The 26439-nt window shown below is 70.2% G+C and carries 16 protein-coding genes; 5 read left to right on the top strand and 11 right to left on the bottom strand.

Translation table 11 applies throughout. From position 1 onward, the window contains the following. Window positions 1-16 precede the first annotated feature (16 nt). The 5 genes from sppA to AB0B61_RS07190 form a co-directional block, all read right to left on the bottom strand. Complete coding sequence (gene sppA / locus AB0B61_RS07210) at window positions 17-1714, bottom strand: signal peptide peptidase SppA (protein WP_358429122.1); 1698 nt, start codon at window positions 1712-1714, stop codon at window positions 17-19. An 81-nt stretch (window positions 1715-1795) separates the two neighbouring features. Beyond that, a complete protein-coding gene (locus AB0B61_RS07205) occupies window positions 1796-1942 on the bottom strand; it encodes a hypothetical protein (protein ID WP_358429120.1) in 147 nt (48 codons plus the stop codon). 110 nt (window positions 1943-2052) lie between these two features. Continuing rightward, on the bottom strand, window positions 2053-3927 hold the full coding sequence (locus tag AB0B61_RS07200) for a S8 family serine peptidase (protein WP_358429118.1): 1875 nt from the start codon (window positions 3925-3927) through the stop codon (window positions 2053-2055). Window positions 3928-3992: 65 nt separating this feature from the next. Further along, a complete protein-coding gene (gene glgB / locus AB0B61_RS07195; protein ID WP_358429349.1) occupies window positions 3993-6152 on the bottom strand; it encodes a 1,4-alpha-glucan branching protein GlgB in 2160 nt (719 codons plus the stop codon). A gap of 183 nt (window positions 6153-6335) precedes the next feature. Then, a complete protein-coding gene (locus AB0B61_RS07190; protein WP_358429116.1) occupies window positions 6336-9560 on the bottom strand; it encodes a BTAD domain-containing putative transcriptional regulator in 3225 nt (1074 codons plus the stop codon). 81 nt (window positions 9561-9641) lie between these two features. On the opposite strand from AB0B61_RS07190, the gene AB0B61_RS07185 reads away from it, so the two are divergent. Beyond that, window positions 9642-10481, top strand: a complete 840-nt coding sequence (locus AB0B61_RS07185) for an NAD(P)-binding domain-containing protein (protein ID WP_358429114.1) — start codon at window positions 9642-9644, stop codon at window positions 10479-10481. Between the two features lie 77 nt (window positions 10482-10558). On the opposite strand, the gene AB0B61_RS07180 is transcribed toward AB0B61_RS07185, so the two are convergent. From AB0B61_RS07180 to AB0B61_RS07170, 3 genes are all read right to left on the bottom strand, one after another. Further along, window positions 10559-11923, bottom strand: coding sequence for a phosphotransferase (locus tag AB0B61_RS07180; RefSeq protein ID WP_358429112.1), 1365 nt, complete (start codon window positions 11921-11923; stop codon window positions 10559-10561). 3 nt (window positions 11924-11926) lie between these two features. After that, window positions 11927-13627 carry a maltose alpha-D-glucosyltransferase gene (treS, locus tag AB0B61_RS07175; RefSeq protein WP_357643461.1) on the bottom strand — a complete coding sequence of 567 codons (1701 nt, stop codon included), beginning with the start codon at window positions 13625-13627 and terminating at the stop codon, window positions 11927-11929. Window positions 13628-13697: 70 nt separating this feature from the next. Then, window positions 13698-15809: an alpha-1,4-glucan--maltose-1-phosphate maltosyltransferase gene (locus tag AB0B61_RS07170; RefSeq protein WP_358429110.1), complete on the bottom strand. Its 2112-nt coding sequence runs from the start codon at window positions 15807-15809 to the stop codon at window positions 13698-13700. A 238-nt stretch (window positions 15810-16047) separates the two neighbouring features. Here AB0B61_RS07170 and glgP point away from each other — a divergent pair, with 238 nt between their 5' ends. Together glgP and AB0B61_RS07160 are read left to right on the top strand one after the other, a co-directional pair. Next, window positions 16048-18630, top strand: coding sequence for an alpha-glucan family phosphorylase (gene glgP / locus AB0B61_RS07165; protein WP_358429108.1), 2583 nt, complete (start codon window positions 16048-16050; stop codon window positions 18628-18630). Between the two features lie 104 nt (window positions 18631-18734). Continuing rightward, window positions 18735-19631: a MurR/RpiR family transcriptional regulator gene (locus tag AB0B61_RS07160; RefSeq protein ID WP_225292140.1), complete on the top strand. Its 897-nt coding sequence runs from the start codon at window positions 18735-18737 to the stop codon at window positions 19629-19631. Here the strand turns inward: AB0B61_RS07160 and AB0B61_RS07155 are convergent. Beyond that, entirely contained in the window at window positions 19594-21522 is a 1929-nt protein-coding gene (locus AB0B61_RS07155) for an N-acetylmuramoyl-L-alanine amidase (RefSeq protein ID WP_358429106.1), read from the bottom strand. The genes AB0B61_RS07160 and AB0B61_RS07155 overlap by 38 nt on opposite strands. A gap of 111 nt (window positions 21523-21633) precedes the next feature. On the opposite strand from AB0B61_RS07155, the gene AB0B61_RS07150 reads away from it, so the two are divergent. After that, window positions 21634-22491: an NAD(P)-dependent oxidoreductase gene (locus AB0B61_RS07150; RefSeq protein ID WP_358429104.1), complete on the top strand. Its 858-nt coding sequence runs from the start codon at window positions 21634-21636 to the stop codon at window positions 22489-22491. A 2-nt stretch (window positions 22492-22493) separates the two neighbouring features. Further along, the gene (locus AB0B61_RS07145) at window positions 22494-23267 is read left to right on the top strand and encodes an enoyl-CoA hydratase-related protein (protein ID WP_225292135.1); all 774 of its coding nucleotides are present in this window, start codon (window positions 22494-22496) and stop codon (window positions 23265-23267) included. Window positions 23268-23314: 47 nt separating this feature from the next. Here AB0B61_RS07145 and AB0B61_RS07140 read toward each other — a convergent pair whose 3' ends face one another. Then, window positions 23315-24667, bottom strand: coding sequence for a glycoside hydrolase (locus AB0B61_RS07140; RefSeq protein ID WP_358429102.1), 1353 nt, complete (start codon window positions 24665-24667; stop codon window positions 23315-23317). 541 nt (window positions 24668-25208) lie between these two features. After that, window positions 25209-25946 (bottom strand): VOC family protein, encoded by a 738-nt coding sequence (locus tag AB0B61_RS07135; protein WP_358429100.1) that lies wholly within the window; start codon window positions 25944-25946, stop codon window positions 25209-25211. Between the last annotated feature and the right edge of the window lie 493 nt (window positions 25947-26439).

The following is a 26439-nucleotide window of genomic DNA, read 5'->3' as shown; positions in this document are numbered from 1 at the left end:
AACGCGTACGGCGGTCTCAGCGGATCGCGTACCAGCTCGGGAGGGTCAGCGGCCCGGCGGCCGGGAGGCCCAGCTCGGCGGAGAGCCGGGCGAGCGGCCCCCAGGCCTCCAGGCGGACGCGGGCCAGCGCGGCGGCCTTGTCCTCGCTCGACTCCGGCCCCAGCAGCCGCTCCAGCGGGTTGAGCCGCGGATAGACCCGCACGGGCGCCTCCGCGCCCAGGCCCGCGCGCTTCCTGGCCATGCCGAGCGCGTCCTCGAGGCCGCCCAGCTCGTCGACCAGGCCGCAGGCTTGGGCGTCGGAGCCGGTCCAGACACGGCCGCGGGCCAGCTCGTGGGCGCGGTCCCGGGTCAGGCCGCGACCCTCGGCGACCTTGCCCACGAAGTCATCGTAGATCCGGTCGAGCCAGGCGTTGACCCGCTCCCACTGCTCGGGGGAGAAGGCGCGCGTCGCGGAGAACATGCCCGCGTTGGCGCCCCCGGCCACCAGCTCGGAGTTGACGCCGACCTTCTCCAGCAGCTCCCGCATCACCGGCTTGCCGGCGAACACGCCGATGGAGCCGGTCAGCGTGCCGGGCTGGGCGACGATCACGTCGGCGGCCATCGAGACGAAGTAACCGCCGGAGGCGGCCACGTCGCCCATCGACACGATCACCGGCTTGACCTTGCGGGCCAGCACGACCTCACGCCAGACCGTGTCCGAGGCGACGTACGAGCCGCCTGGGCTGTCCACCCGGAACACGATCGCCTTGACGTGCTCGTCGCGCCGGGCGGCCCGCAGCGCGGCGCTCACCGTGTCGGAGCCCATCGCGCCGCCGCCGCCGAGCGGGCTGCGCCCGCTGCGGCCGGACCTGATCTGCCCGTTGCCGTGGACGAGCGCGATGCCGTCGGCCGTCGGGTGCGGCAGCTTGCGTACGGCCGCGGCCTTGGCGTAGCGGGAGACGTACTGCAGGTGCGGTTCACCACCCGCGGCCCGCTTGACCTCGTCGTACACCTCGTCGCGGTAGGCCAGCCCGTCGACCAGGCCGGCCTCCAGCGCCTCGGCGCCGATGAAGGGCCCCTGGTCGATCAGCTCGCGCACCTTGGCCGGGTCGAGCCGGCGGCCCTCGGCGATGCCCGCGCCGACCTGCTCGATGACCGACTCGACGATGCGGGTCATCGACTCGCGGTGCGGCTCGGTCATGTGGTCCTGGGTGAACATGTTGGCCGCGGTCTTGTACTCGTGCCGCTGGCCGACCTCGTAGTCGACACCCAGCTTGGCCAGCGTGCCCTTGACGAACCGCTGCTCCAGCGCCACGCCCGTCAGCCCCACGTCGCCGCTCGGCTGCAGGTAGATCCGCTCGAACGCGGTGGCCAGGTAGTAGGGCACGGTGGCGTTGCCGAACTCGCCGAACGTCTCGGCGAAGGCGACCGTCAGCTTGCCCGAGTCCCGGAACTGGGTCACCGCCTGGCGCAGCTCCTGCACCATCGCCAGACCGAGCGGGTTGCCGCCCATCTTCACGATCAGTGCCTTGACCCGGGAGTCCTGCCTGGCCCGCTTGAGGCCCGAGAGCACATCGGGCAGCCGCGTCTTGCGCATGGACAGCACAGCGGAGAGCGGGTCCGCCGGTGGCCCTTCGGTGAGCCCTTCGGTCAGATCGAGCTCGAGTACCAGCGGGGCGGTGCGCCGCTGGCGAAACCTGTCAACGGTATCCAAGATCGCCTTGCCTGCGTCCATAAAAGCCACCCTAAGCGGCAGGAGTCGGTCATGGGTTGACCAAACTCCCGCCGAGAGCTGGACGGCAGGCCAGGCGGGGGGTTAGACGGCCGACTGGCTCGGCAGGATCGCCCTGGCGAGGTTGATCCGTTTCGCCGTCTCGACGACCCGCGCCGCCGCGGAGGCCGCCATGATGTCCCATACCGTGGCGAGCGCGACCATGCCGGTCAGCAGCGGTCGTAGCTTCACTGGTTCCTCCGTGGTGGGGAAAGGCATATTGCCTGCGCAGTCCCCACCCACGAGAAGGGTGATGTCGCTGTCTCCCAAGTGACGCATCTACGCCAGCGAAACCTTTGCCGCTACTTCGGCAGGACGCTCTTCGCCGCCTTCTTCAGTGCCGCGCTCGTGGACTTTACGGTGAGTCGCACCTTTTCGGCGGACTTCAAGGTTGTTGTCCCATTGGTTCCGTGGGCCCAATTCAGCCAGCCCGTCAGCAGGGCGGCGTCCAGCTTCGCGCGGTTGGTCTTGTCGGCCTTCAGCACCCGGTACGCGGTGCCCAAGGTCGATGCCTTGGTCAGCTCGGGGAAGACCGTACTGGCCTTCTGCACCAGGCTCAGGTAGCAGGTGAGCGTGGCGTCGGGCAGCTTGCCGGTGCTCCGGTGCAGCTCCACGGCCCATTTCTTGGCCGTCAGGCGGGTGCCGGCCGTACCGCGCGTACACACCGTGGCGGGGGCCTTGGGGGTGACCGTCACCGTCACGGTCACGGTGAGGGTCGGCAGCGGGACCGGCGTCGGGCTCGACTCCGACGGCACGGGCGACGGCGTGGGGCCGCTGCTGTCCGACGGGTCGGGCTCGGGGTCGGGGTCGGACGGGTCGGGGTCCTCGGGGGCGGGTGCCGGGGTCTGGGTGATGGGCGGCTGCGGCGCGCTGCCGGTCAGCGCGGCGAGCACGTCCAGGCGTGGCGTGGTGACCTGGGTGTTGTTGGCCTCATAGACGTACGGGCGGCCGGCCGCCTTGAGCTTGTCGATCAGCTCGGTCATCGGGGTCTGCGGGGACTGCGCCTTCAGCAGCGCCAGCGCGCCCGCCACGTGCGGAGTCGCCATCGAGGTGCCGCTGTAGACGGCCGTCTGGTCGTCGGGCACCGACGAGTCGATCTCCACGCCCGGCGCGAACAGGTCCACCCCGGCGCCCCGGTTGGAGAAGTCGGCGATCGCGTCGCTGTCGTCGTTCGCGCCCACGGCCACCGCGGAGGTGATGCAGGCGGGGAACGAGGTCCCCTCGAAGTACTCGTTACCGGCGGCGACCACGGTCGCGATGCCCTTGGCCAGCAGGGCGTCGATCTTCGGCTTGAAGATCGCGCCTTCCTCGCTGTCGTCGCAGGAGCCCTCGGACGGCTGGCCGCCCAGGCTCAGGTTCACCGCGGCGATGGGCTGCGTCGAGGCGGCCACGTAGTCCAGGGCCAGCCGCAGCGACGACTCGTACGCCAGCAGGCACGACGCCTCGCCACAGACCGACTCGTCGTTGACCCGGCTGAACACCTGCACCGCGACGATCCCCGCGCCCGGCGCGACGCCGCCGTTGCCCGCCGCGATGCCCGCGACGTGGGAGCCGTGCTCGCACAGGTTCTCGCCGTTGGCCAGGCACTTGGCCGTCATGGCGTCGGCCGCGCCCTTGCCGGTCTGCGTGGTCTGGCCGTTCGGGCACAGCGACTCCACGCCCGCCTCCACCGCGGAGAAGCACGCCTCGTCCACGATCCGGCCGCCGAAGTTCGGGTGGTTCTCGTCGATGCCGGTGTCGAGCACGGCCACCGCCTGGCCGGTGCCGACGAAGCCCTGGGCGTGCGCCTGGTCGGCGCCGATCTGGGTGAGGTTGTTCGCCGCCGTCGGGGGATAGGCGCGATCGCGGTGGATCGAGGTGACGCGCGAGTCCGCGGCGAGCGCGGCGAGTTCCTCGGCGGTGCCCTGAACCACGATGAACGGCTGGCTCTCCGGCCGCAGCACGACGTCCACGCTGTCGGCCGCCGCCTGCTTGGCCACGGGCGCGTTCTGCGCCGGGTCGGTCAGCTCGACGATGGCGCGCACGGTGCCGCCGCTGAGCGCCAGGCCGTCTTCGAGCTTCTCCTGGGTCGCGCTCGGCGTGGGTGTCGGGGTAGACGTCGGGTCGTCGGCGAAGGCCGGAGCGGCCGGCACTAAGGCCAGCAGGATCGCGCACACGATCAAGGAGCGAAGTCGCACGATCTCGGAGTTTAGGGGGATTTATCCGGCTCGCACAGGGGTGGAAAGCCCTTCTCAGCGAACTCTCACTCACTTCCCAGCGCGTCGTGACGCAGCCACACGGCGCCCAGCGGCGGAACCCGCAGCGTGGCGGAGTGCGGCAGGCCGTGCCAGGGCTCCTCGACGGCCTGGACCTCGCCCATATTGCCGACCCCGCTGCCCCAGTAGTCGTAGGCGTCGGTGTTGACGATCTCCGTCCACTGGCCGCCGTAGGGAAGGCCGAGCCGGTAGTTCTCGTACGGCGCGCCGCTGAAGTTGGCCACGCACGCCACCGCCGACCCATCGGCCGCGTAACGGACGAACGAGAAGGTGTTACCCCGCGCGTCGTCGGCGTCGATCCAGCGGAAGCCCTCGGGCGCCGCGTCCTGCTCCCACAGGGCCGGGGTCTCGCGGTAGAGCCGGTTGAGGTCGCGCACCAGCCGTTGTACGCCCGCGTGCCCGTCGAACTCCAGCACCCACCAGTCGAGCCCGCGCTCCTCCGACCACTCCGAGCCCTGGCCGAACTCGCCGCCCATGAACAGCAACTGCTTGCCCGGATGCGCCCACATGAACGCGAGCAGGGCCCTGAGCTGGGCGAACCGCTGCCATTCGTCGCCCGGCATCTTGCCCAGCAGCGAGCCCTTGCCGTGCACGACCTCGTCATGGGACAGCGGCAGCACGAAGTTCTCGGAGTAGGCGTACATGAGCGAAAAAGTCATCTGATGGTGGTGGTACTGCCGAAATATCGGCTCATGGCGTAGATAGCTGAGCGTGTCGTGCATCCAGCCCATGTTCCACTTGAAGCCGAACCCGAGCCCGCCCAGGTGCACGGGCCGCGACACGCCCGGCCACGCCGTCGACTCCTCCGCCACGGTCGTGATGCCCGGAGACTCCCGGTAGCAGACGGCGTTCATCTCCTTGAGGAACTCCACCGCGTCGAGGTTCTCCCGGCCGCCGTAGATGTTCGGCGTCCACTCACCCTCGCGCCGCGAGTAGTCGAGATAGAGCATCGAGGCGACCGCGTCGACCCGCAGCCCGTCGATGTGGAACTCCTTCATCCAGTAGAGCGCGTTGGCGACCAGGAAGTTACGCACCTCCCGGCGGCCGAAGTCGAAGACGTAGGTCCCCCAGTCGGGGTGCTCGCCACGGGCGGGGTCGGCGTGCTCGTACAGCGGCGTGCCGTCGAAGCGCGCCAGCGCCCAGTCGTCCATCGGGAAGTGCGCGGGCACCCAGTCGAGCAGCACCCCGATCCCGGCCTGGTGCATCCGGTCCACCACGTGGCGGAACTCGTCGGGCGTCCCGAACCGGGCCGTCGGCGCGTAGTAGGAGGTCACCTGGTAGCCCCACGACCCGCCGAACGGGTGCTCGGCCACCGGCAGCAGCTCCACATGCGTGAAGCCCATGTCCTGGACGTAGTCGACGAGCTGCTCGGCCAGCTCCAGATAGGACAGACCGGGCCGCCACGACCCCAGGTGCACCTCGTAGACGCTCGCCGGACCCCGCTGCGCGTTCTTCTCGGCGCGCTCGGTCATCCAGGAGTCGTCTTCCCAGGTGTAGGCGGACTGCTCGACCACGGAGGCGGTCTGCGGCGGCACCTCGGTCCGCCGGGCCATCGGGTCGGCCTTGTCCCGCCACACGCCGTCGGCGCCGAGGATGTGGAACTTGTACCGCTCGCCCCGCCCCAGCTCGGGGATGAACAGCTCCCACACGCCGGAACGGCCCAGCGAGCGCATCGGGTAGGCGGTGCCGTCCCAGTGGTTGAAGTCGCCGACGACCCGGACGCCGCGCGCGTTCGGCGCCCAGACGGCGAACGCGGTGCCGTCGACGTCCTCGTGCCGCATCACGCGCGCCCCGAGCACCTCCCACAGCCGCTCGTGGCGTCCCTCGCCGATGAGGTGCAGGTCCACCTCGCCCAGCGTGGGCCAGTGGCGGTAGGGGTCACGGGCCTGGTACGGCTCGGCGCCGGCGTACTGGACGCTGAAGGAGTAGGAGGGCACCTTGTCGAGCCCCTTGACCGTGACCTCGAAGACCCCGTGGGCCGTGTGCTTGAGATCGTGGGCCGTCCCGTCGTCCAGGACCACGCGCACCCGCTCGGCCAGCGGACGCAGCGTACGGAAGGTGACACCGCCCTCGACGGGATGTGCTCCCAGCACGGAATGCGGATCGTGGTGTGCTCCGCCCGCGAGTCGGTCGAGCTCTGTCCTCATCGGCATGCTCCCACCCTGCCCTACGTCAGACCTACAACCCAGGCACTGCCCGCATTCACGCAGACAATCACCGAAAGTGCGAAATCTTGGGTTTATCGCGAGCCAGCGACGGGAGTAAATGCCCGCTTTGCGATGGGTTCAGGATGATCTGCGGGGGCGGCGCCTCCGCGACCGGCGCCGACGTCAGGAGCGGCCGGTCTCGGTGGTCTGCCGCTGGTCAAGCGCCGTCCGGATCGAGGTCGCGATCCGGCCGACATCGCCGCGTTCCGCCTCGGGCAGCGGGGCGCCCACCGACGCCCTGAGCGCGCCGGCCGTGTCCAGCAGCTCGGCCGCCTCTTCGTGATGGCCGCCGAGCGCGCGGGCGCCCGCCAGGCCCTCCAGGGCGAGCGCGATCGCGCGCGGATCGCCCACCCGCCGCGCCACCGCCAGCCCCTCTCGCTGCCACTCCAGCGCGGCCACCGCGTCCCCACGCTGCTCGGCGACGAACCCCAGCTCGGCCAGGATCAGCGCCGCCCCCGGCTCGCCGGCCACCGCACGCACCCAGCGCAACCAGCGGCGCAGCAGCCGTTCCGCCTCATCGAGCCGCCCCTGCCGCCGGGCGACCAAGGCCAGCCCGACCTCGGCGAACTCCTCCAGCGGCACATCCGATCGGGCGACCGCCAGCCGCCGGGCCCGCTCGTGCAGCTCCCGGGCCTCGTCGAGGTCCCCGGTCAGCAGCGCCACCCGGCCCAGCCTGGACAGCGCGCCGGACACCTCGCTCTGCAGCCCGAGCTCCTCGGCGCCACGCAGCCCATCGCGCCGCAGGTCGGCGGCCTGCGCGTAGTCGCCGGTGATCTCGGCCAGCGTCCCGAGGTTCTCGGCCGCCCGCATCTCGCCCCACCGGTCGCCCACCTCGCGGAACAGCTCCAGGCCCCGCTCCCCGTCCTGCCGCAGCGCCGCCAGATCGCCGCGCAGCAGCGCCCGCCTGGCCCGCAGGCTCAGCGCCGCCGCCGTGCCCCACCGGTCGTCCAAGGCGAGGAAGGACTCCAACGCGCTGTCCAGCAACGCGTCGGTGACCACCGGGTCGTCATAGCCGTACAGCGTGAAGGCCAAGAACCACTGCGCCCTGGCCCGGCGCCCCGGATCCGCGATCCCGGCCGCCAGCCGCTCCACGCCGGGGGCCCGCCCCTGCCCGGACAGCATCCGCAGCCCGGCCAGCCAGACCCGGGCCTGCGCGTCGTCGGCGACGGCCAGCACCGCCTCCAGGGTCCGCTGCCCCTCGCCGAGCCTGCCGCGCAGCACCCAGTACCAGGCCAGCGCGTTCACCAGCCGGACCGCCTCGTCCGTGGCGCCAAGCCGGAGTGAGGTCTCGATCGCGGCGCGGAGGTTGGCCGCGTCGGCGTCGAGGAGCGCGAGCCAATGCCGCTGCTCAGGTCCGCGCAGGCCGGGCTCGGCCCGTTCGGCGAGGTCGGCGTGGTGGCGGGCGTGCCGCAGCCGGACCGTCTCCGTCTCATCCGCTTCGGACAGCCGTTCGAGGCTGTACGCGGCCACCGATTCCAGCAGCCGGTACCGGCCGCCGGGAGTCCGTACCACCAGCGACCTGTCCACCAGCCTGGCCAGCAGGTCGAGCACGTCCAGGCCCGGTTCGGCGCAGATCGCCTCGGCGGCTTCGAGCGTGCAGCCGTCGGCGTGCACGGCCAGGCGCCGCAGCACGACCCGCTCGGCGCCGGTCAGCAGCTCCCAGCTCCAGTCGATCATCGCCCGCAGCGTCCGCTGCCGGGCGGGAGCGCCCCGATGTCCAGTGGCGAGCACCCGGAACCGGTCGTCGAGCCGGGCGGCCAGCCCGCGTGGAGTGAGCGCCCGCAGCCGGGTGGCGGCCAGCTCCAGCGCCAGCGGGATCCCGTCGAGCCGCGCGCAGATCTCGGCCACGCCGTCGTCGCCCGGCCCGATACCGGCCCGGGCGGCGAGCAGGCGCGCGGCGGCCTCCGGCCCGAGTGGCGGCACGCTCCACAGGACCTCGCCGGGGACGCGCAGCGACTCCTGGCTGGTCGCCAGCACGCGCAGCTCGGGCGCGGCCCGCAGCAGCCGCTCGGCCAGCTCGGCGACCTGTCCGACCACGTGCTCGCAGTTGTCGAGGACGAGCAGCGTCGCGCTGGTACGCAGCGCGGCGGCGAGCCGGTCGACCACGGACCCGGGCAGATCATCCCTGACCCCCAGCACCGTCGCCACCACCTCGGCCACCACGCCCTCAGCGGACGATGTGGCCGAGGCCAGCTCGACCAGCCACACCCCACCGGGGAACGGCCGACCGGGCTCGGCCGCCGCCTCCAGGGCGAGCCGGGTCTTACCGACCCCGCCCGGCCCGGTCAGCGTGACGAGCCGCCCGGCCCCCAGCAGCGACCGCACCTCGGCCACCTCCGCGTCCCGGCCGATCAGCTCGGTCAGCGGCGCGGGCAGATTCGTCCCCGGCGGCCCGGTGGGCGCTCCGGGCCCGCCGTCGTCCTGCGGCCCTCCAAGAGGCGCGGGAGAGCCGGAGCGGGGTGGTGGTGCGGGCGTGTGGGGGTGTGGCGGGTCCACAGGTGGTGTGGGCGCATGGGGGTGCGGGGGGCCCACAGGCGATGCGGGCGCATGGGGGTGCGGTGGGTCCACAGGCGGTGTGGGCGGATGGGAGTGAGTGGGGTTCACGGGCGGCGCGGGTGGGTCGAGGGTTGGGTCCTGGCGGAGGATCGCCGCGTGCAGCGCCGTCAGTTCGGGTGCCGGGTCGATGCCCAGCTCTTCAGCCAGCAGCTCGCGCAGTTGCCCATAACCGGCCAGGGCCTCGCTCTGCCGCCCCGCCCGGTACAGCGCCCGCAGGTGCGCGGCCCGCAGCCGCTCCCGCAGCGGGTGCGCGGCCACCAGCTCGGCCAGCTCGGCTGCCAGTGAACCGTGGTCGCCCAGCTCCAGCCGCGTCTCGGCCAGTTCCTCCAGCGCGACGAGGCGCTGCTCCTCCAGCCGGGCCGCGGCCGCCCTGGCGAAGTCGCCGAACTCGGCATACGGAGCCCCCCGCCACAGGCCGAGCGCCTCGGTCAGCAGCGCCTGCCGTACCCGTGCGTCGTCGCTCCGCCCGGCGCGGGCGAGCAGGGACTGGAACAGGCCCGCGTCCACCGCCTCAGCGTCCACCGCGAGCAGGTACCCCGGCGGCCGGAAGGGCACCAGTGAGCGGTCGCCGAGCGCCCGGCGCAGTTGGGAGACCTTGACCCGGAGCGCGGCCGGCGCGTCGGCGGGTGGGCGGTCGCCCCACAGGTCCTCGATGAGCCGGTCAGTCGAGACCGGCCGCCCCCGGTGCGCCAGCAGGTCGGCGAGCAACGCGCGGACCTTGGCCTCGGGCACCTGGATCGGCTGCCCGTCCGGCGTCCACACCGAGAGGGGGCCCAGCACCCCGAATCTCATCAGCCCCCCATAACAAACTCCGAACCCGACCATAACCCCCGGCCAGCAATGTGGAAGCCGTCAACGAAAGGACTGGTCAGCATGCGTATCTCTATCCTCGGCCTGGGCCTCATGGGCCAGGCCCTGGCCCGGACCCTCGTCGGGGCCGGTCATAGCGTCACCGTCTGGAACCGTACGGAAGGCAAGGCAGACGGCCTGGGCGCCACCGCCGTGGCGACCGCGGCGGAGGCGGTCGCGGCCAGCCCGCTGGTGATCGTCTGCGTGCTCGACTACGCGGCCGTGCGGGAGCTCCTCGGCGTAGTACAGCTGGACGACCGGGTTCTGCTGAACCTCACCAACGGCAGGCCCGCGGAGGCCCGCGACATGGCGGACTGGGTGGCCGCGCGCGGCGGCGACTACCTGGACGGTGGCATCATGGCCGTCCCCCAGATGATCGGCACGCCCGGCGCGCTGATCCTCTACAGCGGCTCGCCGGCCGCCTTCGAGCGCTACGAGGAGGCGTTGAGCGCGCTGGCCGGGTCCCGCTACCTGGGGACGGACGCGGGGCTCGCGCCGCTGTACGACCTGGCCATGCTCACCGGCATGTACGGCCAGTTCGCCGGATTCCTGGAGGCGGCGGCGCTGATCGCCTCGGAGAAGCGGCCGGTGGCGGAGTTCACCACGGAGCTGCTGCTGCCGTGGATGAACGCGATGGCCGGTCGGACGCCCGAGTTGGCGGCGGCCATCGAGGCGGGCGACTACGCGACCGACGTCTCCAACCTGGAGGTCAACCGGGTGGGCATGGTCAACCTGGTCCGTGCCTTCGAGGAGCAGGGCGTGAAGCCGGACCTGCTGCTGCCCATGGGGGACGTCCTCGACCGGCGGGTGGCGGCCGGCCACGGCGCCGAGGGCCTGGCGAGCCTGATCGAAGAGCTGCGGTGACGGCTTGAAGCGGTGACGGCTTAAAGCGATGACGGCTTAAAGCTGTGGCGGCTTGAAGCCGTGGCGGCTTGAAGAGGTCAGCGGCGGAAGGCGGCCAGCGGGATGCGGATCCATGAGGGGCGGTTGCGTGCCTCGTAGACCACCTCGTACACCGCCTTCGACAGCTCGAACGCGCGCAACAGCGCCGCGTCCGCCGGGGTGATCACCCCGCCGCCCTCGGTGTAGCCCGCCAGGAAGGCGGTCCTGTTGCGGTCGGCCCACTCGGCGGCCCGCTCCTCCAGGGACTCGGGCTGCGAGTGGTCGGCCAGCAGGTGCCGGGCCGCGTAGTCGAACGAGCGGAGCATCCCGGCCACGTCGCGCAGCGGGGACGACAGGGCCCGGCGTTCGGCCAGGGGCTGGCCCGGCTCGCCCTCGAAGTCGAGCACCACCCAGCCGGTCGCGGTGCGCATCACCTGGCCCAGGTGGTAGTCGCCGTGCACCCGTTGCACGGGCACCTCGACGGTCAGGTCCTCCACCGCGTGGTAGGCGGCCTCCAGCGCGTCGACGTGCTCGCGCAGCTCCGGCACCTCGCCCACGGCCCGGCCCAGCCGCCGCCGGAAGCCCTCGGCCATCCGCTTGACCTCGTGCGTCTCGATCAGGTCGGTGGGGAAGGCGGTGGCCAGCTCGTGATGGACGTGGGCGGTGGCCACGCCGAGCCGGTGCGCCTCGGCGGCGAAGTCGCCCCCGACCTCGCCGGCCGAGAACTCGGACATCGAGCCGTACAGGTCCCGCACACTGGCCAGGGCCAGGTCCCAGCCGTCGTTGGCGGTGGACAGGTATTCCTGCATGATGGCCAGCGTCGTGGCGGTGCCGTCGAGGTCGGTCTCGATCCAGCCGTACGGCTTGGCGATGTGCGCGGACTCGAGGGCGTCCAGGGCCGTGACGATCTCCAGCTCCGGGTTCACACCGGGGATCAGGCGGCGGAAGAACTTGCAGATGTAGGCGTCCCCGTACACCAGGGAGGTGTTGGACTGCTCGGCGCCGAGCACCAGGCTGCGCGGTGAGGTGTCGATGGTGACGCCGGGCAGGTGGCGGAAGCGGACGGTGTCCCAGCCGCAGCCCTCGGCCATGCACTCCAGGACCCAGTGAGTCAGCGCTTGGTCGTGGACGGCGTCGTAGACGTACCACTCGGGATGGTCGGGGCCGTTTTCGAAGGCGTAGGGGCCGTGGGTGCCGATCAGCGCGTGTTTCAGCCGGTCGGGCAGCTCGGTCCGCATGCCGAGCAGGATCTGGTAGCGATCTCTCGACGCGCCCTGCCAGACGGACACGATCAGGTGGCGGAGGCCGGGGTCGTCGGCGTCGATCACGACGTCCGACTCGATCGACAGGGAGTCGATCGCGCGCCCCTTGCCGCCGAACCATCGTTGGCGACTGATCCATGCGGCAAGGAGCCCGTCAAGCACGTCTTACTCCTCCTGGGTGATGGCCGGTGGGAGTGTGAACCAATAGAACCCATGCCCGGGAAGCGTCAAAAGATACGGAAGTTCGCCAATTGCCGGGAATGGAACTCCACCCATCGTCTCAACGGGCGAGACGCCGACGAATCTGCGCAGGTCAAGCTCGACCGGCTGGGGGAAGCGCGAGAGGTTGTTGACGCACAACATCCGGTCGTCGCCCAGCTCACGGACGAACGCCAGCACGCTCGGGTTGGAGGAGTTGAGCTCGGTGAACTCACCCAGGCCGAACACCGGGTGCCGCTTGCGGATCTCGATCATGCGCTTGGTCCAGTGGAGCAGCGAGCCGCCGTTCTTCTGGTGCGCCTCGACGTTGAGCCCCTGGTAGCCGTAGATCGGGTCCATGATGACCGGCAGGTAGAGCCGCCCCGGGTCGCAGTCGGAGAACCCGGCGTTGCGGTCGGGGTCCCACTGCATGGGCGTGCGTACGCCGTCGCGGTCGCCGAGCCAGATGTTGTCGCCCATGCCGATCTCGTCGCCGTAGTAGAGCACCGGCGAGCCGGGCAGCGACAGGAGCAGCGCGGTGAACAGCTCGATCTGGTTGCGGTCGTTCTCCAGCAGGGGCGCCAGGCGCCGCCGGATGCCGACGTTGGCCCGCATGCGCGGGTCCTTGGCGTACTCGGTGTACATGTAGTCGCGTTCCTCGTCCGTGACCATCTCGAGCGTCAGCTCATCGTGGTTGCGGAGGAAGATCCCCCACTGGCAATGTTCCGGAATCTTCGGTGTTTGGGCCAAGATTTCGGAAATGGGGTAGCGCGACTCCCTGCGTACGGCCATGAAGATGCGCGGCATCAGCGGGAAGTGGAACGCCATGTGGCACTCGTCGCCCCCGCCCACCGGGTCGCCGAAGTACTCGACCACGTCGGAGGGCCACTGGTTGGCCTCGGCGAGCAGCACCCGGTCGTTGTAGAGCCGGTCGACCTCCTTGCGGATCCGCTTGAGGTAGTCGTGCGTGCGCGGCAGGTTCTCGCAGTTGGTGCCCTCCTCCTCGAAGAGGTACGGCACGGCGTCGAGGCGGAACCCGTCGATACCCAGGTCGAGCCAGAAGCGCAGCACCTCCAGCATCGCGTCCTGCACGGCCGGGTTCTCGTAGTTGAGGTCCGGCTGGTGGTGGAAGAAGCGATGCCAGTAGTACTGGCCGCGGACCTGGTCATAGGTCCAGTTGGACGTCTCGGTGTCGATGAAGATGATCCGGGCGTCGGGATAGCTGCTGTCGTTGTCCGACCAGACGTAGAAGTCGCCGAACGGCCCCTCCGGGTCATGGCGCGCGGCCTGGAACCAGGGGTGGGCGTCGCTGGTGTGGTTCATCACCAGGTCGGCGATGACGCGCATGCCGCGTTTGTGGGCCTCGTCGACGAGCTTCACGAAGTCTCCGAGATCGCCGAACTCCGGCAGGATCTTCATGAAGTCGGCGATGTCGTAGCCGCCGTCGCGCAGCGGTGACTCGTACAGCGGCAACAGCCACAGGCAGTCCACGCCGAGCCACTGGAGATAGTCGAGCTTGCTGATCAGGCCCTTGATGTCACCGGTGCCGTCGCCGTTGGAATCGGCGAAGCCCCTGATCAGAACCTCGTAGAAGACCGCGCGCTTGTACCAGTAGGGGTCGCGCGGCTTCTCCTCGTCGAAGGGGTTGGGAATGGGTGTGGAGCTCATGAGCACTCCCTTGGGCTCATGAAGGAGGCGCTTTCACACACGTTGAAGACTCCCCGCTGAATTCTGTGTTCTACCGTGGCGCGGCTCGTACGGTGAAGATGTGGGCTGGCTGGATGTGGGGGTCGAGGCGAACGTAGTTGTTCTGCCGCCAACGGTACGACTCGCCCGACAGTTCGTCGTCGACGACGAACTCGGCATTCCAGTCGAGACCGAGGGCCGGCATGTCCAGCTCGACCGCCGCCTCGTGGGTGTGGTGTGGGTCGAGATTGACAACCGCCAGGACGACATCGCCCAGCCCGTGCCGTCGTGTGGCGGGGTCATAGGCGCCCGGCAGGCGCTTGGAGAAGCACACCATGTCCGGTTGGTCAACCCGGTGGAACCGTAGATTACGCAACTCCTGCAGCGCTGGATGTGCTCTTCGGAACAAATTCAGGTGGGTGATGAACGGCGCCAGGCTCCACCCTGCCCGCTCCGCCTCCACCCAGTCCCGCGGTTTGTACTGATATTTCTCACTATCTAGATATTCCTCACTACCCGGGCGGACAGGGACATTCTCCCCAAGCTCGTACCCGGAATAGACGCCCCAGGTGGGTGAGGCGAGCGCGGCGAGCACGGCACGGATCCGGAAAGCAGGATTTCCGCCGTGCTGCAGGTATTCGTGAAGAATATCCGGTGTGTTAACGAACACGTTGGGCCGCAGGAAGTACGACGTCTGCCTGGACAGCTCGGCGAGGTAGGTCTCCACGTCGTGCTTGGAGTTCTTCCACGTGAAGTACGTGTAGGACTGGTGGAAGCCCACCTTGGCCAGGGTCTGCAGCATCGCCGGCCGGGTGAACGCCTCGGCCAGGAAGATCACGTCCGGGTCCGTCGCGTGGATGTCGGCCAGCAGCCGCTCCCAGAACCCCACCGGCTTGGTGTGCGGGTTGTCCACCCGGAAGATCCGTACGCCGTGGTCCATCCAGTGCCGCAGGACCCGCCTCACCTCGGTGTAGATGCCCTCGGGATCCTTGTCGAAGTTGACCGGGTAGATGTCCTGGTACTTCTTCGGCGGGTTCTCGGCGTAGGCGATCGTGCCGTCGGCCCTGATCGTGAACCACTCCGGGTGCTCCTTGACCCACGGATGGTCGGGCGAGCACTGCAGCGCGAAGTCGAGCGCGACCTCCATGCCCAGCTCGCGGGTCCGGCTGACGAACTCGGCGAAGTCCTCGATCGTCCCCAGATCGGAGTGGATCGTGTCGTGGCCGCCGTCGTCGGAGCCGATCGCCCAGGGCGATCCCGGCTCGTCGGGCTCGGGGCTCAGGGTGTTGTTGCGCCCCTTGCGGAACGTGAGGCCGATGGGATGGATCGGCGGCAGGTAGACGACGTCGAAGCCCATCTTGGCGATCGCGGGCAGACGCTTGGCCGCGGTCTGGAAATTTCCGGACTTGGAGACGCCGGACTCGTTGACGACCGCGCCCTCTGACCTGGGGAAGAACTCGTACCAGGAGCCGTACAGGGCCCGGCGCCGGTCCACCCTGATCGTCCGCGGCCGGGCCCTGGTCACCAGGGCGCGCAGCGGGTGCGCGTCCAGCAGCGCCGCCGTCTCCGGCAACTGCGCGATGGACAGCCGGGCCCGGGGGTCGAGCTGCTCGTCGCGGAGCGTGGCGGCGACGGCCAGCAGCGCGGCGCGATGGCCGCACGTGCTGTCGCCGTTGACCTTGGTGGATGGCTTGGTGTCGGTGGCCCGGCCGGTTCTGGTGTGGGCCGCGGGATGCCCGTTCCCGTTGCCGGGGGTGGGACAGTCCGCCTGCCGTACGGCCTTGGCGGCGCGCTCGAACAGCCGCGCGCCCTCCTCGCACATGAGGTCGCTGTCCATGCCCCGCGGGATCTTGATCTCCGCGTCGTGCAGCCAGGTAGCGATGGGGTCGCTCCACGCCTCCACCCTGAACAGCCAGTCACCCTCGGCCGGCAGGCACACGTCGAGTCCCCACCTGTCGGTGCCCGGCGCGAGCTCGCGCATCGGTCTCAGGCGGCCTCGCTGTCCATCGGGCGTGGTGAGCACAACGCCCGCGGCCACGGCGTCGTGGCCCTCTCTGAACACGGTCGCCGAGACCTGAAAGGTCTCGCCGGCGACCGCCTTGGCGGGCCACTGCCCGCAGTCGACGACGGGGGAGATGTCCGTGATGGGAATTCGTCCGATCATCGCATTTCAAGGTTGCGACGGCACGCTCGGTACCGCCGGAGGCTTCCGTGGTAGGAACGATCCTTGCATGTAAATTGTGGGCAGCAGTGGAGGACCTCCCGAGTGTCCCCAGGAGAACCAACATTGGTGGAAGTTGCCCCAATATTTCCTCTTCATGCTTCTTCTCGGAAGGGGTTTGAACGGCCTTGCCGAAGGTGAGGGACTGAGAGGTCCCTCCTAGCCCATAGGGTTCGAAAACGTGAGAGCAATCCGCCGGTTCACCGTCCGCACTGTCCTGCCCGCGGAGTTGGCCGCCCTCGGCGAGCTCGTGCACAACTTGCGCTGGTCATGGCACCCGGAGACGACCGACCTCTTCGCCGAGGTCGACCCCCGTCTCTGGGAGCAGGTAGGGCACGACCCCGTCGCCCTCCTGGGCGCCGTCGACCACGCCAGGCTGGCCGAGCTGGCCGCCGACCGCCGATTCCTGCGCCGTCTCGCCGATGCCGCCGACGACCTGCGCGAATACATCACCGCGCCGCGTTGGTATCAGACGCTGCCCGACGCCGCGCGCGCCATCGCCTACTTCTCCCCCGAGTACGGCATCGCCGCCGCACTCCCTCAATACTCCGGCGGCCTGGGCATCCTGGCCGGCGACCACCTCAAGACCGCCAGCGACCTCGGCGTGCCGATCCTCGCGGTCGGCCTGCTGTACCGCCACGGCTACTTCACCCAGTCCCTCTCGCCGGAGGGCTGGCAGCTGGAGCACTACCCGTCACTCGACGCGGGCGGCCTGCCGCTGACCCTCCTGAAGGAGGAGGACGGCACGCCCGTCAAGATCCGCATCTCCCTGCCCGGTGAGCGGGTCCTGCACGCGCAGATCTGGGTGGCGCAGGTAGGCAGGGTGCCGCTGCTGCTCCTCGACTCCGACGTGGCCGACAACGACGCCGCGGCCCGCGACGTCACCGACCGCCTCTACGGCGGCGGCACCGACCACCGGCTGCTGCAGGAGCTGCTCCTGGGCGTCGGCGGTGTGCGGGCGATCCGCGCCTACTGCCGCATCACCGGCCACGCCGAGCCCGAGGTGTTCCACACCAACGAGGGCCATGCCGGCTTCCTCGGCCTCGAACGCATCCGCGAGCTGACCGAGTCCCGCCTCTCCTTCGACGAGGCGCTGGAGGCCGTACGCGCGGGCACGGTCTTCACCACGCACACGCCGGTTCCGGCGGGCATCGACAGGTTCCCCGTCGACATGATCGAGCGCCAGTTCGGCGGCGACAACGCCTGGCCGACCGTGCCCGTCGAGCGCATCCTCGCGCTCGGCGCCGAGGACCAGCCCGGCCGGTTCAACATGGCGATCATGGGCATGCGGCTGGCCCAGCGCGTCAACGGCGTCTCCGTGCTGCACGGCGCGGTCAGCCGCGAGATGTTCAAGAGCCTGTGGCCAGGTTTCGACGTCGACGAGGTGCCGATCGGCTCGATCACCAACGGCGTCCACGCGCCCACCTGGGTCGGCCGCGAGCTCATGGAGCTGGCCGGCCGCGAGCTGCCCTCGCTGATCGAGCGGGCGCGCGGCTGGGAAGGCGTCCAGAAGGTCCCCGACTCGGACCTCTGGGACATCAGGGGCACGCTCCGGCGGCGGCTCGTCGAGGGGGCCAGGGTCAGGCTGCGCAAGGCGTGGCGTGACCGCGGCGCCTCCGACGCCGAGCTCGGCTGGATCGACGACGTGCTCGATCCCGACGTGCTGACGATCGGGTTCGCCCGGCGCGTGCCGTCCTACAAGCGGCTCACGCTCATGCTGCGCGACGCCAAGCGCCTGTCGCAGCTGCTGCTCGACGCCGACAAGCCGGTCCAGATCGTGATCGCGGGCAAGGCCCACCCCGCCGACGAGGGCGGCAAGAAGCTGATCCAGCAGATCGTCAAGTTCGCCGACCGGCCCGACGTGCGGCACCGCATCGTGTTCCTGCCCGACTACGACATGGCGCTCGGCCAGCTGCTCGTCCAGGGCTGCGACGTGTGGCTGAACAACCCGCTCCGGCCGCTGGAGGCCTCCGGCACCTCGGGCATGAAGTCGGCGCTGAACGGCGGGCTCAACCTGTCGATCCGCGACGGCTGGTGGGACGAGTGGTACGACGGCACCAACGGCTGGGCCATCCCCACGGCCGACGGGGTGACCGATCCCGACCGCCGTGACGAGCTGGAGGCCGCCGCCCTTTACGACCTGATCGAGAACGAGGTGGCCGACCGCTTCTACGACCGGGCCGGTGACGGGCTGCCGCGCCGCTGGCTGGAGATGGTCAAGCACACGCTCACCTCGCTCGGCCCCAAGGTGCTCGCCGGGCGGATGCTGCGCGACTACGTGGTCGGCCTCTACCTGCCCGCCGCTCGGGCCGCCCGCGCGCTGGAGGCCGACTCCTCCGCCGGGGCCAAGGCGTTCGCGGCCTGGCGCGTACGCGTCACGCGGGCCTGGCCGGGTGTCCGGGTCGAGCACGTGGAGTCGTCGGGCATCGGCGACGCGCCTGAGGTCGGCGCGGCGCTCGAACTGCGCGCCACGGTCGCGCTCGGCGACCTGGAGCCGGGCGACCTCCTGGTCGAGGCCGCCTACGGCCGGGTCGGGCCGCACGACGAGCTGATCCACCCTGCCTACATCGAGCTGCGGGCCGAGGGCGTCGACGACGATGGCCGGGCTCACTACGTGGGCGTGGTGCCGCTGGACCACACCGGCGCGTTCGGCTACACGGTCCGGGCGGTCCCGCATCATCCGCTGGCCGCCTCCCGCGCCGAGCTCGGCCTCATCGCCGTTCCCGAGGAGCCCGCGGGGATGACGAACGGCATGCTCCGCTGAACGAACTGGGCGGGCTGTGCTGAACGGGCCGGGCGGGCTGCGCTGAACGGGCCGAGTGGGCCGTGCAATAGGGAAAACGCTGGAGGAGCGTCATAATCGAGACCGTGGACGACAGCGCGAACGGCCTACGGGCAGACACTCTGGTGGCGACGGTCCGCGGCGTGCTTCCGTCCCTGACTCCGGCCGCGCAGACCGTCGCCCGCCTCATCCTGGAAGATCCGGCGACGGTGGCCCGGAGCACGATCACCGAGCTGTCCGCCGCCTCGGGCACCAGCGAGGCGACGATCGTACGTACGGCCAGGCTTCTGGGCTTCGCCGGCTACCCACAGCTGCGCTTGGCCCTGGCGGCCGCGGCCGCCCAGCCGGATCGTCTGGTGCCAGGTGACCTGGCGCCCGACGATCCGCTGTCGGAGGTCATCCAGAAGGTGGCCAGGGCCGAGTCGGAGGCGATCAACGACACGGTCGCCCAGCTCACCTCGGAGCGCCTCGGCCTGGTCGTCGACGCGATCGTCGGCGCCCGGCGGGTGGACGCCTACGGCGTGGGCGCCTCGGGCCTGGTGGCCGAGGACGTGGCGCAGAAGCTGCTGCGCATCGGCCTGTCCAGCCACGCCTTCCAGGACGCCCACCTGGCGCTGACCAGCGCCGTGCTGCTCAAGCCCGGCGACGTGGCGATCGGCATCAGCACCTCGGGCGAGACGCCCGATGTGCTCGAACCGCTGTCGAGAGCGGGGGAGGCCGGCGCGACGACCGTCGCCATCACCAACAACCCCCGCTCGTCGATCGCGGAGCTGGCCGAACACGTGCTGATCTCGGCCGGGCGCGAGACGGAGTTCCGTCCCGGCGCCCTGGCCAGCCGGATCAGCCAGCTCCTCGTCGTCGACTGCGTGTTCGTCGGCGTCGCCCAGCGCACCTTCGACTCCTCTCAGGAGGCGTTGCAGAGCACCAGGCGCGCCGTCAAGGAGTTCACCAGGCGAGCGACACCCGCACGTCGTCAGCCTTGACGAACATCACCCGGTGCCCGAACTGGATCTGCAGGTACTTCGTCTTGCCCTTGACCACCTTGTGGCTGGCCTCGTCGAAGGTGACCGCCCGGTAATACTCGGTGGCCGCCTGCCCCGCCAGGGTGTACTTCTCACCGGCCGAGAACGTGTACTGCAGCGGGGTCACCGCCTGGTACGGGATGTCGGCCGGGTAGGCCTCCTGCTCCGGGTAGGCCCTGCCGTACACCGGGACGGTCGCGAGACCCGGCTTGGGCGTGACCACCAGGCCCGCGGACGGGACGGCGGTCGGCGCGGAGCGCGGGTTGTAGAACCAGCTCTTCTGGCCGAGGTACCAGATCGCGGTCCAGTCGCCCTGCCGATCGGCGACGGCGAACCGCTGGCCGGTGCTCGCTCTGGCGCTGTGGTCGTACACGCTGTAGAGCGAGTCGTTGGTGCCCGTCGGGTGCTTGCCGATGTCCTTGATCAGCGGCGCGTCGGCACGCGGCTCGGTGCGCAGCCACACGGTCCCGGCGGGGAGCGGCGGGCAGGCGGCCTCCGGGTTCTTGCGGTCGCAGCCGTAGAAGTACGGCTTGTTGGTGGCGAAGTCGGGGCTGATCATGATGGAGCCCGCCTTGGGGCTGCCGAAACCGTACAGCGGCGCGCCGATCAGGTCGAAGTAGTGCTTCCAATCCCAGAACGGGCCCGGGTCTTCGTGCATGCCCCGCACCGTGGTCGGCAGCGTGCCCGGCACGTTGTCGTGGCCCAGGATGTGCGCCCGGTCCAGCGGCACGTCGTACCTGGCCGCCAGGTAGCGCACGAGCTTGGCGGAGGAGCGGTACATCGCCTCGGTGTACCAGGTGCCGCCCTCGGCCAGGAAGCCCTCGTGCTCGATGCCGATGGACTTGGCGTTGATGTACCAGTTGCCGGCCTGCCAGGCGACGTCCTTGCCCTTGACGTGCTGGGCGATGTGGCCGTCGGTGGAGCGCACCGAGTACTGCCAGCTCGCGCCGTAGTTGACGTCCTGGTTCAGCTTGATCGACGGGAGGAAGTAGCCCTCCATGTCATGGATGACGATGTACTGGATCTTCTGGCTGTCGGGCCGGTTGGCCAGGTCGTAGTGCCCGTAGTCGCCGTTCGGCTTCTGCGCGTAGGCCGACGGGATCCACTCGCAGGAGATCGACCTCGGGCACTCGACGCCGTCGCGGCGCGGCGGCCGCAGGCCGAGCTTCTCCAGCCACTCCTCGATCCGCTCCAGGCCGGGGATCGGCGTGAGCTTGACCCGCTGCCCGTCGTCGGTCACCCGCTCGGCGCCGTCCTCGATGGTGCTGTAGACCTCGTCGGCGAAGACCTTGGCCGCCTCGGACTCGTCGGCGCCCGAGTATTTGGCGACCGCCCCGTACCACTGGGCCGGGTCCGCGCTCAGCGGCGCGCCGATCGACTTCTGGTAGTCGGCCAGCAGCGCCGCGCCGCCCCTGATGTTCGTGGCGGCGTCGGTCCGGAGCGCCTCGTGGCTGGCGCCGGTCAGCTGGGCGGCCTTCTCCATGGTCTTGAGCGAGGCCGAGATCTCGGTGGGCGCGACCGCCGTCGCGACCGGGGGTAACGGCCTGGTCTCGTCGCCGCGCGCGTCCTCCTCACCTTCGCCGTGGTGGTTGGACCCGGTGAAGGCGGCGGCGTCGGTCAGGTGCATGGGGCCGAAGCCGGCGTCGTTGCTGGGCTGCCCGGCGTGGGCGTCCCAGCGCGACTCCAGATAGGAGACACCGAGCAGGACGCTCTCGGGAACCTGGAACTCCTTGGCGGCCGCGGCGAACGCCGCCTGCCGATCCGGGGGTTGCTCGGCAGTGGTGCCGGCCGCGGCCGTCATGTTGACTAATGGCAGCAAGGCGACCACCGCGATCGCCAGTGCTCTGCGCATGTACTGCTCCTCGACTGGGGGAATATCGGAGTCAGCGTCTCAACATTTTCCTTCTTCGGCGAGAGCTTTGCGAAGACATTTTTCAGGACATCACGCCCTATGGTGGGGCGGGTGACGTCGATCGTGACCGGTGCGGCCGGATTCATCGGCCGCGCGCTGACGTCGGCCCTGCTCGCGTCCGGCTCCCCGGTCATCGCCATCGACCGCCTGCCCGTCGAGGAACGACCCGGACTCACCGTGATCAAGGCCGACCTGCTGGACCTGGAGCCGGGGGCCTTCTCCGGCGCGGAAGCGGTCTACCACCTGGCCGGCTGCGCGGGCGTGCGCGACACCGACCCCGAGATCGCCTGGCGGCGTCATCGGGACAACGTGCTCGCGGGCGCGCGGGTGCTGGCCCTCACGCCACCCGGCGTCCCGCTCCTGATCACCTCGTCCAGTTCGGTGTACGGCGGAGCGTCCCACGGCCGGCCCAGCGCGGAGTCGGACCCGGTCCGTCCCATCGGCGGTTACGCCACGAGCAAGGTCGCCCTGGAACGGCTCTGCCTCGACCGCCCCGACGTCACGATCGTCCGGCCGTTCACCGTCGCGGGGGAGGGGCAGCGGCCCGACATGGCGCTGTCGATCTGGTTACGCGCCGCCCAGGAGGGCCGTCCTTTGCGCGTGCTCGGCTCGCTCGACCGTACGCGCGATGTCACCGACGTACGCCAGGTGGCCCGCGCGATGATCGAGCTCATCGGCGCGCCCGGCATCGTGAACCTCGGCACGGGCCGCGGCCACACCCTGCGGGCCATGGCCGAGGCGGTCGCCACGGTGACCGGAGCCAGCCTCACCTTCGACGTCGTGCCCGCCCCGCCCGACGAGCCCGGCGCCTCACTGGCCGACACCCGCCGCCTCCACGCGTTGCTCGGCTGGACCCCGCGTACTGATCTGCTGGATCTGGTTCGGCGCCAACAGCTTGTAATGTCCTGAGCATGGGTGATTTCGTACGCGTTGAAGTGGCCGACCAGATCGCCACGATCCGGCTTGACCGTCCCAAGATGAACGCCCTCAACAGTCAGATGCAGCACGAGCTCGGCGAAGCGGCCCGAGCCGTCGACGCCGATCCCGAAGTGCGCGCCGTCGTCGTCTACGGCGGCGAGCGGGTCTTCGCGGCCGGCGTCGACATCAAGGAAATGGTCGTCATGTCCTATGCCGACATGGCCGCCCACTCCCGCGGGCTCCAGGGCTGCTTCACCGCGGTGGCCGCCATCGGCAAGCCCGTCATCGCCGCCGTCACCGGCTACGCGCTGGGCGGCGGCTGCGAGCTGGCCCTGTGCGCCGACTTCCGGGTGGCCGGCGAGTCGGCCAAACTGGGCCAGCCGGAGATCCAGCTCGGCCTCATCCCCGGCGCGGGCGGCACCCAGCGCCTGCCGCGCCTGATCGGCCCCGCGCGGGCCAAGGACCTCATCTACTCAGGCCGCCACGTGCCGGCCGCCGAGGCGCTGTCGATCGGGCTGGTGGATCGGGTGGTGCCCGACGCGGAGGTGTACGCGGCGGCTCTGGCTTGGGCCGGGACCTTCACGGGCGGGCCCGCGGTGGCGCTGCGGGCCGCCAAGCAGGCGGTGGATCAGGGGGTGGAGGTCGATCTGGATACGGGGCTGGAGATTGAGCGGCTGCAGTTCTCGGGTCTCTTCGCCACGGATGACGCCAAGATCGGGATGCGGGCGTTCACGGACAAGGCCGAACCGAAGTTCACCGGCCGCTGACGGGCAGCCACTCGTCGCCGGCCAGCGGCGAGTGGCCTCTTCGGGGCTTAGGCGTGGCGGCCTGGGATGACGACGGTCGTGAGTGCCCGGGGCTGGAGGACCACGGTCCCGCCGGTGACCGGACTCGCGGTGAGGGCGTTGGCGTTGTCGGTCACGTACGCGGTGGCGCGGCCGTACACACCGTGCCACGTCACGGCGGCGGTGCCGGTGTTGAGCACCTCGACCACCTGGGAGCCGTCGGAGTTGCGGAACGCTGAAACTTTCAGCGCCGGATCGGCCGCCATCGCGTCCACCCGTACCGCGCCCGGCCGGATGAACCTGCTGTACGCCGCCAGCGCCCACAGCCGCTTGGAGACGTGATACGTACCCGCGGCCTCGTCGATCTGGAGCAACGCCCGGGTGGCGCCACGCGAGGCGCCCAGCCAGTAGACGTAGCCGCTGACGTTACCGAGCGTGAGCGCGTCATGGACGGCCCCCGCGATCGTGAAGCCGTCGTAGCCGCTGCCGTCGTCCCAGCTCTCGTTCCAGGTGGAGCCGTTGGGGCTCCACTCAGACATCCAGGTGTTTCCGCTGGTCGGCAGCGGGCCGTCCACCGGGCTGGCGTAGGTGTGGCCGGTGTGCGTCTTCACCCAGCGGCGGGCCGCGGGGTCGGCCTCGATCGCGGCCGTGTACGCCTTGGCCTCGGTCCAGCCGAAGGAGTCGCAGCAGGCCACCTTGAGCCCCTTGACCCCCTTGGCGATCGGGCCGAGCACCTTGACGAACTCGGCGGCCTGCTGCGGGGTGAACCGCATGGAGGCGTACGTCGCCGTCCAGTCAGGCTCGTTGGTGAAGCCGAGGTCGGTGATCCTGATGCCCTCACGGGCGTAGAACTTCGCGTATTGCACCAGGTAGCGGGCATAGGCTTGCCGCCACTCCGGCTTCAGCGTGCCGCCGTTCTTGTCGTCGCCGTTGTCCTTCATGTAGGCGGGCGCGCTCCAGGCGTCGGCGTAGAACCGCTCGACCCCGTACCCCTTGGCCGCCTTCGCCACCCAGACCTGGCTGTTGTCCTCGCCGTCCCATATGTACTTGGGCGGCGCGCCGGGCCCGCCCGGGTCTTCCGGCTGGATGGAGACCATCTGGTCGTACGGGCTGCCCACGGGGGCGGAGCCGATGCCGAGCCGCAGAATGCTGAGCCCGGCGCCCTTGTCGCGGTCGAACCACAGGTCGAGGATCTCGCGCCGCTGCCCCTCACCGAGCGCCTTGACCAACTCGTTGCGGCGGAACGCCTGGGAGATCCCGAACCCGTCGATCCGCTGGTGCTGGACGCGCTCGCGCACGGTAATCGCCGGGGGCTCCGCCGGGGCGGGGGCCTGGATGATGGGTAGTCCGAGCAGGGTGACCGCGACAACGCCTCGTAACATGCCGCCTCCGAAACTTTCGGAACGATGGTGATAATTTCGCCCCCGGAACGGTAAACACCCACCGCTCCCTCGTCAACCTCACCCACCCACCGCCTGCTGCCCGCCCGTCCACAAAGGGCTCGCCGACAGGCGCTTCGCGCTTTGAAGACTCGGCGTTCTTCCTTTGGCGCTTGCGCGCACTGCACGGCCTTCGCTTCGCTCAGACGCCCACCTGAGCGCGAGCTCCGCCCGCGCGCGCTTCGCCACTGGTTGGCCGGGCCTGCCAGAGGCGCGTGACGGAGGAGGTTGGACGATCCGCATCGGGCCGGCCGCGAACGCCTAGGAATCCCATTGCCAACCCACAAGCCCAGGCGACCCCACTCGCCAAACCCGTCATTCACCGATGTCTACCGCAGGCATCGCTCTGCAGTGATCGGGTCCTCTGGCACTACGCGGGCCCGGACCTGGATGCCGAAGATCTCGCTGCCGAGGCGTTCGCTCGGCCTGGTTGACGCCGCCGCCGAGCACCAGTCGTACGAGCCGTAGGTGAAGAAGTTCCGCGTCAGCCCCGTCCGAGGACGCAGAACTCGTTGCCCTCCGGGTCGGCCAGGACCTTCCACGAAACATCGCCCTGGCCGACGTCGGCGTCGGTGGCGCCCAGAGTCCGTAGCCGGGCCACCTCCACCTTTTGATCGTCAATGGGGACCGGCAGCAGGTCGAGATGGATGTGGTTCCACACGGTCTGCACGCCGGGCCTGCGGAGGAACTCCAGATACGGCCCGACGCCCTTGGCCGAACGCAGCCGCGCGTGATCGTCGGTCACCTCGTGCAGGGTCCAGTCCATCGCCTCGTCCCAGAACCGGCCCATGGCTCGCGGATCGGCGCAGTCGACCACCACCGCGGCGATCGGCCCGGTGCCCCGGTAGATCTCCCGAGGCTCCAGCACACAGAACACGTTGCCCTCAGGGTCGGCCAGGACCGTCCACGGGACGTCGCCCTGGCCCACGTCGGCGGGCGTCGCGCCGAGCTCCTTCAGGCGCGCGACCAGCTCCGCCTGATGGGCGGCGGAGGTGGTGGCGAGGTCGAGGTGTACGCGGTACTTCACCGTTTCGGGGTCCGGGACGGCGACGAGGTCGATGTAGAAGGCGTCGGGGTCCGGCCAGGCGAAGCCCTCGGGTTCGAGGTTGGTCACGCCGGGTCCCTCGCTGGAAAGGCCCCAGCCGAGCGCCTCCGCCCAGAACCGGCCGAGCGCCGAGTCATCCCGAGCCTTGAAATTCACCTGAACAAGTCGCAACGCCATGCCGCCAACCCTATGCCCAGGTGGATGAGCGTTATGGATCAGACAGTGGGCCGTACGCCAATCCCGTCCACAAAGGGCTCGCCGATCGGCGCTTCGCGCTTTGAAGACTCGGCGTTCTTCCTTTGGCGCTTGCGCGCACTGCACGGCCTTCGCTTCGCTCAGACGCCCACCTGAGCGCGGGCTCCGCCCGCGCGCGCTGCGCCTTTGGTTGGCCGGGCGGAAACTGCTCAGTCGTCGGCTATCGCACATGACCAAAAAGCAGAGAACTCCAGAAAGCATCCGCAACCTGGTCTATCCAGCGATCTGTCTCATGCACCACCTTCTTTCCCCTGACGCTCATCGTGCGACGGATGTAGCCCACCCCGCCGAGCGTGAGCAGCTCGTACACGACCGGCTGACAGTCACAGGTCCACCGCAATACCCGCGCCCCAGGCTCACCCTCAGGCGGAGGCGTCCACACCAGCGCTTCGTATTCGGGCCGAACGGGAACGTG

This window comes from Nonomuraea sp. NPDC049158 (assembly GCF_040648335.1).
In the GTDB taxonomy this organism is placed as follows: Bacteria; Actinomycetota; Actinomycetes; order Streptosporangiales; family Streptosporangiaceae; genus Nonomuraea.
Note: the sequence above shows the minus strand (reverse complement) of the source record. Positions and strands in the feature narration are given on the sequence as shown.

What these genes read in the sequence shown, in the direction of transcription:
- AB0B61_RS07145 (WP_225292135.1), top strand. Translation starts at nt 22,494, where the DNA reads ATGGGTGATTTCGTACGCGTTGAAGTGGCCGACCAGATCGCCACGATC.
- AB0B61_RS07190 (WP_358429116.1), bottom strand. Translation starts at nt 9,560, where the DNA reads ATGAGATTCGGGGTGCTGGGCCCCCTCTCGGTGTGGACGCCGGACGGG.
- AB0B61_RS07170 (WP_358429110.1), bottom strand. Translation starts at nt 15,809, where the DNA reads ATGATCGGACGAATTCCCATCACGGACATCTCCCCCGTCGTCGACTGC.
- AB0B61_RS07140 (WP_358429102.1), bottom strand. Translation starts at nt 24,667, where the DNA reads ATGTTACGAGGCGTTGTCGCGGTCACCCTGCTCGGACTACCCATCATC.
- AB0B61_RS07135 (WP_358429100.1), bottom strand. Translation starts at nt 25,946, where the DNA reads ATGGCGTTGCGACTTGTTCAGGTGAATTTCAAGGCTCGGGATGACTCG.
- AB0B61_RS07185 (WP_358429114.1), top strand. Translation starts at nt 9,642, where the DNA reads ATGCGTATCTCTATCCTCGGCCTGGGCCTCATGGGCCAGGCCCTGGCC.
- glgB (WP_358429349.1), bottom strand. Translation starts at nt 6,152, where the DNA reads ATGAGGACAGAGCTCGACCGACTCGCGGGCGGAGCACACCACGATCCG.
- treS (WP_357643461.1), bottom strand. Translation starts at nt 13,627, where the DNA reads ATGAGCTCCACACCCATTCCCAACCCCTTCGACGAGGAGAAGCCGCGC.
- AB0B61_RS07155 (WP_358429106.1), bottom strand. Translation starts at nt 21,522, where the DNA reads ATGCGCAGAGCACTGGCGATCGCGGTGGTCGCCTTGCTGCCATTAGTC.
- sppA (WP_358429122.1), bottom strand. Translation starts at nt 1,714, where the DNA reads ATGGACGCAGGCAAGGCGATCTTGGATACCGTTGACAGGTTTCGCCAG.